This window comes from Streptomyces sp. SID5785 (assembly GCF_009870065.1).
GTDB lineage: Bacteria > Actinomycetota > Actinomycetes > Streptomycetales > Streptomycetaceae > Streptomyces.
Genome location: NZ_WWIA01000440.1, coordinates 22048 through 35782, shown reverse-complemented (window position 1 = coordinate 35782; position 13735 = coordinate 22048). Strand labels below are relative to the sequence as shown.

At 72.7% G+C, this 13735-nt stretch carries 12 protein-coding genes and 1 riboswitch; of the genes, 9 read left to right on the top strand and 3 right to left on the bottom strand.

Annotated elements, in window-relative coordinates; genetic code table 11:
• The 3 genes from GTW43_RS14780 to GTW43_RS14770 all read left to right on the top strand — a co-directional run.
• Positions 1-1425 (top strand): cytochrome b (locus tag GTW43_RS14780; protein ID WP_161302311.1); only part of this gene is annotated, 1425 nt, incomplete at its 5' end.
• Positions 1426-1557: 132 nt separating this feature from the next.
• Positions 1558-2622 (top strand): anthranilate phosphoribosyltransferase, encoded by a 1065-nt coding sequence (trpD, locus tag GTW43_RS14775; protein ID WP_161302309.1) that lies wholly within the window; start codon positions 1558-1560, stop codon positions 2620-2622.
• Between the two features lie 83 nt (positions 2623-2705).
• Positions 2706-2823: riboswitch (SAM riboswitch) on the top strand.
• Between the two features lie 217 nt (positions 2824-3040).
• A complete protein-coding gene (locus tag GTW43_RS14770) occupies positions 3041-4459 on the top strand; it encodes an aminotransferase class V-fold PLP-dependent enzyme (protein ID WP_237536602.1) in 1419 nt (472 codons plus the stop codon).
• Positions 4460-4481: 22 nt separating this feature from the next.
• Here the strand turns inward: GTW43_RS14770 and GTW43_RS14765 are convergent, their stop codons facing one another.
• Together GTW43_RS14765 and GTW43_RS14760 are read right to left on the bottom strand one after the other, a co-directional pair.
• Entirely contained in the window at positions 4482-4763 is a 282-nt protein-coding gene (locus tag GTW43_RS14765) for an Lrp/AsnC ligand binding domain-containing protein (protein WP_161302307.1), read from the bottom strand.
• Positions 4760-5500 carry a rhomboid family intramembrane serine protease gene (locus GTW43_RS14760; protein ID WP_161302306.1) on the bottom strand — a complete coding sequence of 247 codons (741 nt, stop codon included), beginning with the start codon at positions 5498-5500 and terminating at the stop codon, positions 4760-4762. Before GTW43_RS14760 ends, GTW43_RS14765 begins: the two co-directional genes overlap by 4 nt.
• A gap of 126 nt (positions 5501-5626) precedes the next feature.
• On the opposite strand from GTW43_RS14760, the gene GTW43_RS14755 reads away from it, so the two are divergent.
• The 5 genes from GTW43_RS14755 (at position 5627) to GTW43_RS14735 (ending at position 11064) form a co-directional block, all read left to right on the top strand.
• The gene (locus GTW43_RS14755; RefSeq protein ID WP_161302304.1) at positions 5627-5866 is read left to right on the top strand and encodes a hypothetical protein; all 240 of its coding nucleotides are present in this window, start codon (positions 5627-5629) and stop codon (positions 5864-5866) included.
• 34 nt (positions 5867-5900) lie between these two features.
• Complete coding sequence (locus tag GTW43_RS14750; protein WP_161302302.1) at positions 5901-7253, top strand: NYN domain-containing protein; 1353 nt, start codon at positions 5901-5903, stop codon at positions 7251-7253.
• 284 nt (positions 7254-7537) lie between these two features.
• Entirely contained in the window at positions 7538-8566 is a 1029-nt protein-coding gene (locus GTW43_RS14745) for an NlpC/P60 family protein (RefSeq protein WP_161302326.1), read from the top strand.
• 208 nt (positions 8567-8774) lie between these two features.
• The gene (locus GTW43_RS38485) at positions 8775-9809 is read left to right on the top strand and encodes a C40 family peptidase (RefSeq protein ID WP_161302299.1); all 1035 of its coding nucleotides are present in this window, start codon (positions 8775-8777) and stop codon (positions 9807-9809) included.
• Between the two features lie 46 nt (positions 9810-9855).
• On the top strand, positions 9856-11064 hold the full coding sequence (locus GTW43_RS14735) for a hypothetical protein (RefSeq protein WP_202501442.1): 1209 nt from the start codon (positions 9856-9858) through the stop codon (positions 11062-11064).
• A gap of 18 nt (positions 11065-11082) precedes the next feature.
• Here GTW43_RS14735 and GTW43_RS14730 read toward each other — a convergent pair whose 3' ends face one another.
• On the bottom strand, positions 11083-12321 hold the full coding sequence (locus tag GTW43_RS14730) for a glycosyltransferase family 87 protein (protein ID WP_161302297.1): 1239 nt from the start codon (positions 12319-12321) through the stop codon (positions 11083-11085).
• A 92-nt stretch (positions 12322-12413) separates the two neighbouring features.
• Here GTW43_RS14730 and GTW43_RS14725 point away from each other — a divergent pair, with 92 nt between their 5' ends.
• Positions 12414-13556: a glycosyltransferase family 4 protein gene (locus GTW43_RS14725; RefSeq protein ID WP_161302295.1), complete on the top strand. Its 1143-nt coding sequence runs from the start codon at positions 12414-12416 to the stop codon at positions 13554-13556.
• Positions 13557-13735 lie beyond the last annotated feature (179 nt).

Below are 13735 nucleotides of genomic sequence, written 5' to 3'. Positions count from 1 at the left end.
TTCTTCCACCCGTCGATGAACGAGGTGGAGTACCACGGCAGCTACGTCCCGCTGCAGGGACAGCTGATGTCCGAGGCGTTCAACTCGACCATGCACATCTCCTTCGATGTGCGCGGTGGTCTGCTCATCCGGCAGATCCACCACTGGGCCGCGCTGATCTTCCTCGCCGGCATGTTCGTGCACATGATGCGCGTGTTCTTCACCGGCGCGTTCCGCAAGCCGCGTGAGGTCAACTGGCTGTTCGGCTTCCTGCTGTTCGTCCTCGGCATGTTCACCGGCTTCACCGGTTACTCGCTCCCGGACGACCTGCTGTCGGGCACCGGTGTCCGCTTCATGGAGGGCGCGGTCCTGTCCGTGCCGATCGTCGGCACGTACCTCTCGTTCTTCCTGTTCGGCGGAGAGTTCCCGGGCGGCGACTTCGTGGCCCGGTTCTACTCGGTCCACATCCTGCTGCTGCCGGGCATCATGCTCGGCCTGATGGTGGCGCACCTGATCCTGGTCTTCTACCACAAGCACACGCAGTTCGCGGGCCCCGGCAAGACCGAGAAGAACGTCGTCGGCATGCCGCTGCTCCCGGTCTACATGGCCAAGGCGGGCGGCTTCTTCTTCCTGGTCTTCGGCGTCATCGCGATCATCGCGGCGATCGCCACGATCAACCCGATCTGGGCCATCGGCCCGTACCGTCCGGACCAGGTCTCCACGGGCGCCCAGCCCGACTGGTACATGGGCTTCTCCGAAGGCCTGATCCGTACGATGCCGGGCTGGGAGATCAACATCTGGGGTCACACGCTCGTCCTGGGTGTGTTCGTCCCGCTGGTGATCTTCCCGCTGGTCCTGGTCGCCATCGCCGTCTACCCGTTCATCGAGTCCTGGGTCACCGGCGACAAGCGCGAGCACCACATCCTGGACCGCCCGCGCAACGCCCCGACGCGCACCGCGTTCGGTGCCGCGTGGATCTCCTGGTACTTCGTGCTGATGATCGGTGGTGGCAACGACCTCTGGGCCACGCACTTCCACCTGTCGATCAACGCGATCACCTGGTTCGTCCGCGTCAGCTTCTTCGTGATGCCGGTCGTGGTCTTCATCGTCACCAAGCGGATCTGCCTCGGCCTCCAGCGCCGGGACAAGGACAAGGTGCTGCACGGACGCGAGTCCGGCATCATCAAGCGCCTGCCGCACGGTGAGTTCGTCGAGGTCCACGAGCCGCTCGCGGCCGAGGCCCTGCACACCCTCACGGCGCACGAGCAGTACCAGCCGGTCGAGCTCGGCCCCGCGGTCGACGAGAACGGTGTGGCGCGCAAGGTGTCGCGGACGCAGAAGCTGCGCGCGAAGCTGTCCAAGGGCTACTACGGGGAGCACAACCAGATCCCCAAGCCCACCGTCGAGGAGTACAAGGAGATCACCAGCGGCCACGGCCATCACTGATCTCTGACGCTGTTCGCCACGGCAGGAGCCCCCGTCCATGCGCTGGACGGGGGCTCTTCGCCGTCCCGGGGCTGGATAAGGTGGACCCGCCCCTTTTTCCCACCGTCCCCACGTATGCACACAGGAGCGGCCATGAGCGCTTTGACCCCCGCTGGAGGCGACACCGCGGCGGGCCGTTCCTGGCCCTCCGTGCTGAACGGACTGCTCGACGGCCGCGACCAGAGCGCCGACGACACCGCATGGGCGATGGACCGCATCATGCGGGGCGAGGCCACCGACGCGCAGATCGCCGGCTTCGCGGTGGCCCTGCGCGCCAAGGGCGAGACCGTCGAGGAGATCTCCGGTCTGGTCCGCGGCATGTACGAGCACGCCAACGTGATCGAGGTGCCCGGCGAGACCGTCGACATCGTCGGCACCGGCGGCGACGGCGCGAAGACCGTCAACATCTCGACGATGTCCGCGATCGTGGTGGCCGGCGCGGGCGTCAAGGTCGTCAAGCACGGCAACCGTGCCGCGTCCTCCGCCTCCGGCGCCTCCGATGTCCTGGAGAAGCTCGGGGTCAACCTCGACCTGCCGCCCGCCCGGGTGCCCGAGGTCGCGGAGGAGGCGGGCATCACCTTCTGCTTCGCCGTGAAGTTCCACCCCGCGCTGCGGCACGCCGGTGCGGCCCGCGGCCAGCTCGGCATCCGCACGGTCTTCAACCTGCTCGGCCCGCTGACCAATCCGGCCCGCGTGCGCGCCCAGGCCGTCGGTGTCGCCGACCCCCGGATGGCGCCCGTCGTGGCCGGGGTCTTCGCCGAGCGCGGCAACTCCTCGCTCGTCTTCCGCGGCGACGACGGCCTCGACGAGCTGACCGTCACCGGCACCTCCCGGGTCTGGGTGGTGCGGGACGGCGCGGTGCGCGAGGAGCGCTTCGACCCGCGCGACGTCGGCATCGAGCCGGTCCCCATCGAGGCACTGCGCGGCGGCGACCCCGCCTACAACGCGGACGTGGCCCGCCGGCTCCTCGACGGCGAGCGTGGCCCGGTCCGCGACGCCGTCCTGCTCAACTCGGCCGCGGCCCTCGTCGCCGTACGCCCCGGCGAGGGCACACTCACCGAGCAGATCGCGGCCGGCATGGAACGGGCCGCCGAGTCCCTCGACAGCGGCTCCGCCAAGGGCGCGCTGGAGCGCTGGGTGGCCGCGACCCAGCGCTGAACGCACGGTGTGACACAGGGCGCAGTCCAGATCCTGGACTGCGCCCTTGCCGTTCCCGGGACGTATGGCAGGATGCTTCCCAAGGTCATGAGTGACAGCGAATACGGCCCCGGCCCGCTGTCCGGCAACCCTCCGTCCGTGGCGGGGTGCCCCGGGTGAAGACCAGGTCATACGCAGCAAGGCGTGTGGCAAGCGCGGACCCCTCGCGAATCCTGGGGTCCTGGGTCGTTCGAGGGAGCAGTCTCGTGAGCAAGCGAATGCGATAGGGCGTCTCGCCCCTTCTCCACACCCTCCGCCCGGCCGCACCGTCGTGCCGTGCGTCGAGGTCAACACCCGTACACCGCGGTCCGGTTGTCAGCCGTCGCCGCCGTGCGGGCTCCACACACCCATTCGCCTTGTCCTGCCGGGAGATACCGCCATGTCCGCACGCCCCCACACCGCCTCCGTCGCCACCGCCACCGCCGCCGTGCCGGCCTCCGCCGACGCCGGTGACTGCGCCGACCCCGTCTGCGGCGCCCCGCTGCCCGTCCTCGGCCGCGACGTCACCGTGCCGCTCGTCACCGGCGGCGAGGTCACCTACGCCGCGCTCGACTACGCCGCCAGCGCCCCGGCCCTGCAGCGCGTGTGGGACGACGTCGCCGCGTACGCCCCGTACTACGGCAGCGTGCACCGCGGTGCCGGGTACCTCTCCCAGCTGTCCACCGACCTGTTCGAGAACTCCCGCACCACCGTCGCCACGTTCCTCGGCTGCCGCGAGGACGACCAGGTCGTCTTCACCCGCTCCACCACCGACTCGCTCAACCTGCTGGCCGCCGCGCTGCCGGCCGACTGCCAGGTCTTCGTCTTCGAGACCGAGCACCACGCCTCGCTGCTGCCCTGGCGCGACGCCCGCGTCACCTACCTGAACGCGCCGCGCACCCCGGACGAGGCCGTCGCGACGCTGGAGCGTGCCCTCGCCGACCGGGACCCCTACGGTCCGGCCCTCGTCTGCGTCACCGGCGCGTCCAACGTCACCGGTGAGCTGTGGCCCGTGCGTGAACTGGCCGCCGCCGCGCACGCGCACGGCGCCCGGATCGTCCTCGACGCCGCGCAGCTCGCGCCCCACCACCCCGTCTCCGTGCGGGAGCTGGACGTCGACTGGGTCGCCTTCTCCGGCCACAAGCTGTACGCGCCGTTCGGCTCCGGGGTGCTCGCGGGCCGCGCCGACTGGCTGACCGCGGCCGAGCCCTACCTGGCCGGCGGCGGCGCCTCGCGCAAGGTCGCGCGGCGCACCGACGGCGGCGTGGACGTCGAGTGGCACGAGAACGCCGCCCGCCACGAGGCCGGTTCGCCGAACGTCATCGGTGTGTACTCCATCGCCTCGGCCTGCAAGGCCCTGAGCGAGGCGGGCTTCGACTCCCTGGTCGCCCGGGAGCAGGACCTGATCGCGAAGGTGCGCTCGGGGCTCGCCGCGGTGCCCGAGGTGAAGGTGCTGTCGCTGTTCGGGGACGACGCCCCGCGGGTCGGCGTCATCTCGTTCGTCGTCGAGGGCTGGAACTCCTCGCACTTCGCCGCCGCGCTCTCGGCCGAGTACGGCATCGGCGTGCGCGACGGACTGTTCTGCGCCCACCCGCTCGTGCGCACCCTGCTCGGCTCGGACCCGCAGCAGCAGGGCGAGTGCGGGGCGCCGGAGGCGGCACCGGGGGAGAAGTCGCTGAACGCGATCCGGGTCAGCTTCGGCGCGGGCACGCCCGACGAGCACGTCGAGCGGTTCGTCGCCGCCGTGACCGAGCTGGTGCGCGACGGCGCGCGGTGGACCTACCGCACCGAGGACGGCCGCTGCGTCCCGGCCGCGTAGGTCCCGCGGCGGTGCGGGCGGCTCAGCCGTCCAGGCCGATGGCGAACGCGGCCTCGAGGTCGTGCTGCGAGTAGGTGCGGAAGGCGACGTGGGTGTCCGTACCCTCCACGCCGGGGATCTTGCTGATCCGGCCGGGGATGACATCGGCCAGGTCGTCGTGGCGGGCGACCCGGACCATGGCGATCAGGTCGTACGTGCCGGTGACGGAGAAGACCTCGCTGACGCTGTCCAGGGAGGCGATCGACTCCGCGATCTCGGGGATCCGGTCCACGCTGGTCTTGATGAGCACGATCGCGGTGATCACGGCTGGCTGTCTCCCTCGGTGGCCGTGGTGTGGGTCGCCCTCACTCTAGCCCGGCGGTAGCGCACCCACGCGTAGAGGAACCCGGTGGAGAAGCCGATGAGGTGCGCCAGGTACGCCACCCCCGGCCCCTGCCCGGCCTGGCCCGCCGCCGCCCACTGGAGCGCCACCCAGAACGGCAGCACCACCCACGCGGGGAAGCGCAGCGGCAGGAAGAGGAGGAAGGGGAACAGGCTCGTCACGCGCGCGTCGGGGAAGAGGTAGAGGAACGCGCCGAGCACGGCGGAGATCGCCCCGGACGCGCCGACGAGGGTCTGCTCGGACCCGGCGTGCGCGGCCGCGTACCCGAAGAGGGCCAGATAGCCGGTCACGAGGTAGAAGAGCAGGTAGGGCAGGCGGCCCATCCGCTCCTCGGTCATCGTGCCGAAGACGTGCAGGAACAGCATGTTGCCCAGCAGGTGCAGCCAGCTGCCGTGCACGAACAGCGCGGTCGCGGGGGTGAGCGCCGTGCGCCAGGACCCCGCGAACAGGTCGGCCGGCACCACGCCCCAGCGCGCGAAGTAGTCGCTCTGCGCGGCGAGCAGCCGGTCCCCGGTGCCGTACGACGGGTTGAGCCCGGAGGCCGGGGAGAGCACGAACACGACACAGCACACCGCGATCAGCGCGTACGTGACCGGGGCCGACGTGCCCCTCAGCAACGCGCCCGCCCGCACGACGCCCTCGCGCCCTTTGCCGATCATGGAAGAGAGCATGACGCACGGTGGGGCGCGCCCGGGGGACGGCAGGCCGTAGGGTAACGGGCAAGAAGGCCATGACGGCCGAGTGCACCGAGTGCGCCGAGCGAGCTGGAAAGAAGGCACAGTCCGATGACGGTTCCCCTGCCGACCGCCACCACCCGCTGGCGTTGCACGCTCTGCGGCAACCTGACGCGGTTCGACGTGACGCGTTCGTCGAAGGTCGAGGAGTACGTCCACCTCGACCTGGCCGGTGAGCCGAGCGTCGAGGAGCGCAAGGTGGTCAGTGAGACCATCGAGTCGGTGCGCTGCCGCTGGTGCAACGCAGTGGATCAGGTCGAACTCGTCGACAGGCCGGGCTCCGACTCCTGACGGAGCGGGCCCCACAGTGACTTTGGGGTGACGGATGGTGGAGAGCACGGGCGGGGAGGCCGGGGACGGCGGAGCCGCCGAGCTGCTCGACCGGCCGTTGCCCGAAGGAGTACGGCGCAGGGTCGTGGCGATCGTCTCGGACGGCTTCGGCGGTCTGACGGTGAACGAACTCCCGGCCCAGCTGCGCCAGTACGCGCGCTTCACCCCGACCCGCCGGGCCAAGTTCGCGGGCAACGCGATGGCGGCCGCCCTGGAGGGCGACACGCTCTTCCGCCAGCGGATCGGGGAGCGGCTGCGCGAGACGCAGCCGGAGCTCGCCGGCGCCCTCGACGCGGGGACGCCGCCGCCCGCCGCCGACCCGCTGGACGTGGCGGCGGCCGCGTACGTGCTGCGTCCCGTGGGCTGGTCCAAGCTCGTGGCCGCGGCCGGCGAGGAGGCGCAGCGGGCCGATGCCGAGCGCGTCGACGAGGAGACCCGGGCCGAGCTCGACCGGCTGCGCGAGCAGCTCGCCGAGGCGCAGGCGCGCACCCGGGCCGAGACCGAGCGGCTGCGCGCGGAGCTCGACGCGGCGCGCCGCGAGGCCGACGCCGTGCACCGCAAGCTGCGGGCCGCGCTCAGCGACGTCAAGCGCGGGGAGGCCGCCGCCCGCAAGGCGCGGGCCGAGACCGAGGCGGTACGGGCCGAGGGGCAGGCGCAGGTGTCGGCCGCCGAGAGCGAGAGCCGGCGGCTCAAGGGCCGGCTCGGTGAGGCCGAGGCGGCCCTCGAGGCCTCCCGCCGGGCGGCCCGCGAGGGGCGCAGCGTCGAGGACATGCGGGTCCGCCTGCTGCTCGACACGGTGCTCGACGCGGCCCAGGGGCTGCGCAGGGAGCTGGCGTTGCCGCCGGTGTCGGTGCGGCCGGCGGACTCGGTGGACGCGGTCGAGCCGGGCCGGATGACGCCGAAGGACATCGCCGCGCGCGCCCTGCACGAGCACGACCCGGCGATCCTCGACCAGTTGCTGGCGCTGCCGCAGGCCCATCTCGTCGTCGACGGCTACAACGTCACCAAGACCGGCTATCCGACGATGCCCCTGGAGAAGCAGCGGCTGCGGCTGCTCGGCTCGCTGTCCCAGTTGGCGGCGCAGACCGGCGCCGAGGTCACGTGTGTCTTCGACGGGGCCGAGCTGGCCGCGCCGGTGCTGCTCGCGCCGCCGCGCGGGGTCCGGGTGCTGTTCTCGAAGGCCGGTGTCACGGCCGACGAGCTGATCCGGCAGCTGGTGCGGGCCGAGCCGCCGGGCCGTCCGGTCATCGTCGTGTCGACGGACCGGGAGGTGGCGGACGGTGTCGCGAAGGCGGGTGCCCGTCCGGTTGCGTCCGTGATGCTCCTGAAGCGGCTTTCCCACGGCTGATGTCCGGTTGGGGAGTTTTCTCAAACTCCGTTCCGCTTGCCCGAATTGGCGAAACCTTCACGCAACGTAGCGTCAAACGGACATCACTGCACGTGAGTTGCGCGCAAAGAATGCTGTGCGTGACCGAGATTTTTCTCGTCAGGATTTGAACTGATCACAAGAAGGTCACTAGGGTCGGGCCTCGAACCTCCGCTCGGGTGATCGCTCTCATGAGGTGAGCGACGGTGGAGGGCACCGCCCACCGGGTGTCTGTGGGCGGCTGGAGGAAGAAGGAGCTCGCCTTCGTGGCGTCCCACCGTCGACCCAAGCAGCCGAGCCGCACCCGTGTGACCGTGCTCACCGCGACCGCCGCCGCTGCCGTGGCCCTCACTTCGCAGGCGGCCGACGCCGCGCCGAAGCCCGACAAGAGCGAGGTCAAGGCCAAGGTCGACAAGCTCTACGAAGAGGCGGGCAAGGCCACCGACCTCTACAACGGGGCCAAGGAGAAGCAGAAGAAGCTCGAGAAGGAGATCGGCGAGATCCAGGACAAGGTCGCCCGCGGCCAGGAGGATCTCAACGACCTGCGCACGGGCCTCGGTTCGCTCGCCAGCCAGCAGTACCGCTCCGGCGGCATCGACCCCTCGGTCCAGCTCTTCCTCTCCGCCGACCCGGACGACTACCTCGACAAGGCGTCCACGCTCGACTCGCTCAGCGCCCAGCAGCTGCAGTCGCTCAAGAAGGTCCAGGAGAAGCAGCGCACCCTGGCCCAGGAGCGCGCCGAGGCCTCCGAGAAGCTCAAGGACCTCGCCGAGACCCGCACCGAGCTCGGCAAGAAGAAGAAGGAAGTCCAGAGCAAGCTGGGCGCCGCCCAGAAGCTCCTGAACACCCTCACCGCCGAGCAGCGCGCCAAGATGGCCCAGGACGAGCAGCGCGCCAGTCGCGCCGCCTCCTCCCGCGTCGACCTCGGCAACGAGGTGCCCGCCTCGCAGCGCGGCGGCGCCGCCCTCAGCGCGGCCGCCACCCAGCTCGGCAAGCCGTACGTCTCCGGCGGCACCGGCCCCAACTCGTACGACTGCTCGGGCCTGACGCAGTTCGCGTACGGCCAGGCCGGTGTCTCCATCACGCGCACCACGTACACGCAGCAGAACGACGGCACCAAGATCGGCATGAGCCAGCTCAAGCCGGGCGACCTCGTCTTCTTCAACAGCCTCGCGCACGTGGGCCTCTACGCCGGGAACGGCCAGGTGCTGCACGCCCCGCACCCCGGCGCCGTCGTGCGCTACGAGTCGATGAGCACGATCGGCTCCTTCCAGTTCGGCGTCCGCGTCGCCTGACACGCCGCGCCACCAAAACGCGCCCGTTCGGGCGAATTCCGGCACCTCGTACTGACCCGGCGCCCCGCCACTGACCTGCGTCAGAGGCGGGGCGCCGCGCTGTGCGCCCGCTGTTCGATCGTTGGCCGCCCCCGGTCCTCCCGACTACTGTCGGCGCGCACTTCCCCCGAGCACGGGGGTCCGTCAGCGGAAGGGAGAGCGGCGTCCCGTGGGGTCCCATCGCCGAACTGCGCACTCTCGGCTCCCCGGTCTCGACCGGAACACACGCGCAACCGTCCTCACCGTGGCCGCCGCGTCGGCCGCCGCCGCCCTCGGCGCCGGGCCCGCGGGCGCCGCCCCGCAGGACGAACCGGCCGAGACCAAGGCGCAGGTCGACCGCCTCTACGAACAGGCCGAGCAGGCCACCGAGGCGTACAACAAGGCCGGCGAGCGGGCCGGCCGGCTGCGCACCGAACTGCGCGCCACGCAGGACCAGGTGGCCCGCGGCCAGGAGCGCATCAACGAGATGCGGCGCGCGCTCGGTCTGCTGGCCGGCGCCCAGTACCGCTCCGGCGGCGTCGACCCCGCACTCGCCCTCATGCTCTCCTCGGACCCGGACTCCTACCTGGACCGGGCGGGCACCCTCGACCGCATCAGCAGCCGGAACGCGGGCGAGCTCACCCGGCTGCGCACCGCCCAGCGCGACCTCGCCCAGGAGCGCTCCGAGGCCCGCCGCAAGCTCGCCGACCTCGACGCGAGCCGCAAGGCCGTCGCCCGGCACAAACACACCGTCGAGGACAAGCTCGCCCGCGCCCGGCAGCTGCTCAACTCCCTGCCCGACGCCGACCGCGCCGCGTACGAGCGCTCCTCGCGCGGCGACGAGCGTCCCGACCTGACCGGCGCCGGACCCGCCGCCTCCGGCCGCGCCGCGGCCGCCCTGGCCGCCGCCCGGTCCGCCCTCGGCAAGCCGTACGTGTGGGGCGCCAGCGGGCCCTCCTCGTTCGACTGCTCGGGGCTCATGCAGTGGTCGTACGCGCAGGCCGGGGTGGGCCTGCCGCGCACGTCGCAGGCCCAGCGCTACGCCGGCCGGCAGGTACCGCTGTCCCAGGCCCGCCCCGGCGACCTCGTCGCCTACGGCTCGGACGCCCACCACATCGGCATCTACGCGGGCAACGGACAGGTCATCCACGCCCCGCACCCGGGCGCCCCGGTCCGCTACGACCCGGTCGGCATGATGCCCGTCTCCTCCGTGACCCGCGTCTGAACCGGCCCCGGGGTGGGCCGCGCCGGCACGCCGTACGATCGGCTCGATGGCTGGTCGACGGCGTGCGGTGAGCAGGGCGGGGTGCTTCGTGGCGCTCGGCGCCCTGCTCCTCGGGCTCGCCGGGTGCGACACGGCCCCGGCGCCCGTGGACGCCCGCCGGGCCGCCGTGCAGCGCGTGCTCGACCGGCGCGCCGACGCCGTCCTCGACGGGGACGGCGCCGCGTACCGGGCGACCGGCGGCGCCGACCCGTACCTGCTCACCGACCTCGCCGCGATCCCGTTCGCCTCCTGGGCCTACCGGCTGGACGGGCTCTCCGGCAGCGGCTCCCGGATCACCGCCGACGCCGAGCTGCGCTACCGGGTCGAGGGGTACGACAAGGTGCCCGTCGTCACCCGCCGCACGCTGACCCTCAAGCGCACCGACGGCCGCTGGCGCGTGGTCGGCGACGAGCCCGCCGACCGCTCGGGGCGGCAGTTGTGGGAGCAGGGCGAGGTCACGGCGGTGCGCGGCGAGCACAGCCTCGTGCTCGGCGTCGGCCAGCAGGAGAACGTGCTGCGGGGCTACAGCCGCCTCGCCGACCGGGCGGTGCCCGCCGTCACCGACTCCTGGGGCAAGGAGTGGGCCGGCCAGGTCGTCGTCCTGGTGCCCGGCTCGCTCGACGGCATGGGCGAGCTCCTCGGCTCGCCCGCCTCCGGCTACCGGGGCATCGCCGCCGTCACGACCGGCGAGGCGGGCGGCTCGGGGGCGGCGCCCGCGGACCGCGTGATCATCAACCCGGAGGCGTACGGGGTGCTCGGCACCGTCGGCAAGCAGGTCGTCCTCACCCACGAGACGGCGCACGTGGCGACCCGCGCGGTCACCACGGCGGCGACCCCGCTGTGGCTGTCCGAGGGCTACGCGGACTGGACCGGCTACCGCAAGGCCGGACGCACCCCCGGGCAGGCCGCCCCCGAGCTGCAGCGGGCCGTCCGCGCCGGGACCGCGCCGCAGCAGCTGCCCGAGGACGGCGACTTCGGCTTCAGCAGCGACCCGGCCCGGCTCGCACGGGCCTACGAGAGCGGGTGGCTGGCCTGCCGGATGATCGCGGACCGCTGGGGCGAGGACCGCCTCAACGCCTTCTACCGGGCCGTCGGGGGCCACACCCAGCGCTCGGGGGCCGTCGAGGGCGCCCTGCAGAGCATCCTCGGCATCGGCGAGCAGGACTTCACCGCCCGGTGGCGGACCTACGTGCAGGAGCAGCTGGGGGACGGCTAGGGCGTGTCTGCTCACGCCCTAGGCGGGCACGGAGCGCTCGTCCGTCGCCTGCCGGGGCAGCGGGGTGCGCTCGGCGCGGCGCGGCTCGGTCACCGTGGCCCGCCACAGCCGGTGGCAGGCGCTGAGCGTGGCGGCCACCAGCAGGCCGTTGCGCACCAGCATCAGGAGCAGCCCCTGGGTGTCGCTGGCCACCACGTGCCCGAACCAGACCGGGAACTCCAGGAAGGTCACGAGGCTCGCCGCGAGCACCAGCCACACCGGCAGCGTCATCCGGCTCTCCCGGAAGAGCAGGCACACCGCCGCGACGCCGACCAGCCAGACCATGTACTGCGGGCTGATCACCCGGCTCGTCGTCGTGAAGAGCAGCACCGCGACCAGGCCCGCGTCGGCCGGCGTCGCCGAGCCCCAGGCGCGCGCCCGCAGCCGCCACAGCACCAGCCAGCCGAAGCCCAGCACCGTCAGCCCCTGCGCGAGGGCGCTGACCAGATCCACGTACGGGCCCAGGAACTCCACCGAGCCGTAGTTCAGCTGCACGGTCCCCGACCAGCCGAAGCGCCGCGCCACGTGGAACACCAGGGCGCCCAGCGACTCGACCTCCGTGCCCCGGTCGCGCTGGAAGGTCAGGAACGCGAACGCCCCCGGCATCGCCAGCGCGCACACCCCCGCGATCCCGGCCGCGGTCAGCGCGGCCGCACCCCACGCCTCCCGGGTGGCCCGGCCGCGCCGGGTCCCGATCAGCAGCAGCACCGGCCACACCTTGAGCATCGCGCCGACCGCCGTGAGGACCCCGGCCGCGCGCGGGTGCCGGGCCGCCGCGAGCAGCGCCGCGACGGCGACCGCGGTGACCATCACGTCGTAGCGCGCGTACACCGTCTGCCCGAGCAGCGGCAGGCCCACGACCCACACCCACACCCCGCGCCTGGCCTTGCCCTGCCGCTCGGCGACGTACAGAAGCATGAAGAACACGGCCGCGTCCGCGAGGAACGCCAGCAGGAAGAACGCCGAGGCGTACTCGAGGAACGGCAGCAGCGCGGGGGAGAGGATCGCGACCGCGGCGGCCGGCGGGTACTGCCAGGTCACGTCGTCGAGCGGAAACGTTCCGGTACGCAGGACGTCGGACCAGCCGTGGTAGATCACCGACACGTCGCTCGTCACGTCCGGGCCCGGCACCGTCACGACCCCGAAGACGCACAGCAGGAGAAGGGTCCTGGTCAGGACCCAGACGACGAGCAGCGAGGCGGGGGGTCGCGTCTTCATTCGAGTCATCATGCCCGGCGCCGCCGTGCCCTGGCCACGGCGCCCCACGGCGTGCCGTGTTCCCGTCCGCCGGTTCGGTACTGTCTGCGACGATGCACAAGACCCTGATCGTGACCAACGACTTCCCGCCCCGCCCCGGCGGCATCCAGGCCTTCCTGCACAACATGGCGCTGCGTCTGGACCCCGGGGAGCTCGTCGTCTACGCCTCCACGTGGAAGCGGAGCCGGGAGGGCGTCGAGGCGACCGCCGCGTTCGACGCCGAGCAGCCCTTCACCGTCGTCCGGGACCGCACGACGATGCTGCTGCCGACCCCGCGCGTCACCCGGCGCGCCGTGGACCTCCTGAAGGAACACGGCTGTACGAGCGTCTGGTTCGGGGCCGCCGCGCCGCTCGGCCTGATGGCCCCCGCGCTGCGCCGGGCGGGCGCGGAGCGGCTCGTGGCCACGACGCACGGCCACGAGGCGGGCTGGGCCCAGCTGCCCGCCTCCCGCCAACTGCTGCGCCGCATCGGCGAGGGCACCGACACGATCACGTACCTGGGCGAGTACACGCGCTCCCGGATCGCGGCCGCACTCACCCCGGCGGCTGCCGGACGCATGGTGCAACTGCCGCCCGGCGTCGACGAGAAGACCTTCCACCCCGGCTCGGGCGGCGACGTGGTGCGGGCCCGGCTCGGGCTCAGCGACCGTCCCGTCGTCGTGTGCGTGTCACGGCTCGTGCCGCGCAAGGGGCAGGACACGCTGATCCTCGCGATGCCGCGGATCCTCGCCGAGGTGCCCGACGCGGTGCTGCTCGTCGTCGGCGGCGGCCCCTACGAGAAGGAGCTGCGGCGGCTCACGCAGGAGACCGGGGTCGCGGACTCGGTGCGGTTCACCGGGGCGGTGCCGTGGGCGGAGCTGCCCGCGCACTACGGGGCCGGGGACGTCTTCGCGATGCCGTGCCGGACGCGGCGCGGGGGGCTGGACGTCGAGGGGCTCGGCATCGTCTACCTGGAGGCGTCCGCGACCGGGCTGCCCGTCGTCGCCGGGGACTCCGGCGGGGCGCCGGACGCGGTGCTCGACGGGGAGACCGGGTGGGTCGTGCGGGGCGGGTCCCCCGAGGCGGCGGCGGAGCGCATCGTGCCGCTTCTTTTGGACCCGGAGCTTCGGGCACGGATGGGGGAGCGGGGGCGCGCCTGGGTCGAGGAGAAGTGGCGCTGGGACTTGCTGGCGGAGCGCCTGCGGGGGTTGTTGTAGCGGTACGTCGGCGTCTGCGGGCCCGGTGGGGGCTGGTCGCGCAGTTCCCCGCGCCCCTGAGATGCCTGCGCTTCGCGCCGCATCTCTCCGATGGGGGAAGGCGCGGCGAAGCCGCATGCCTTCAGGGGCGCGGGGAACTGCGCGAGCAACCACGACGAAGCGGGCACTCGCCGACCGGC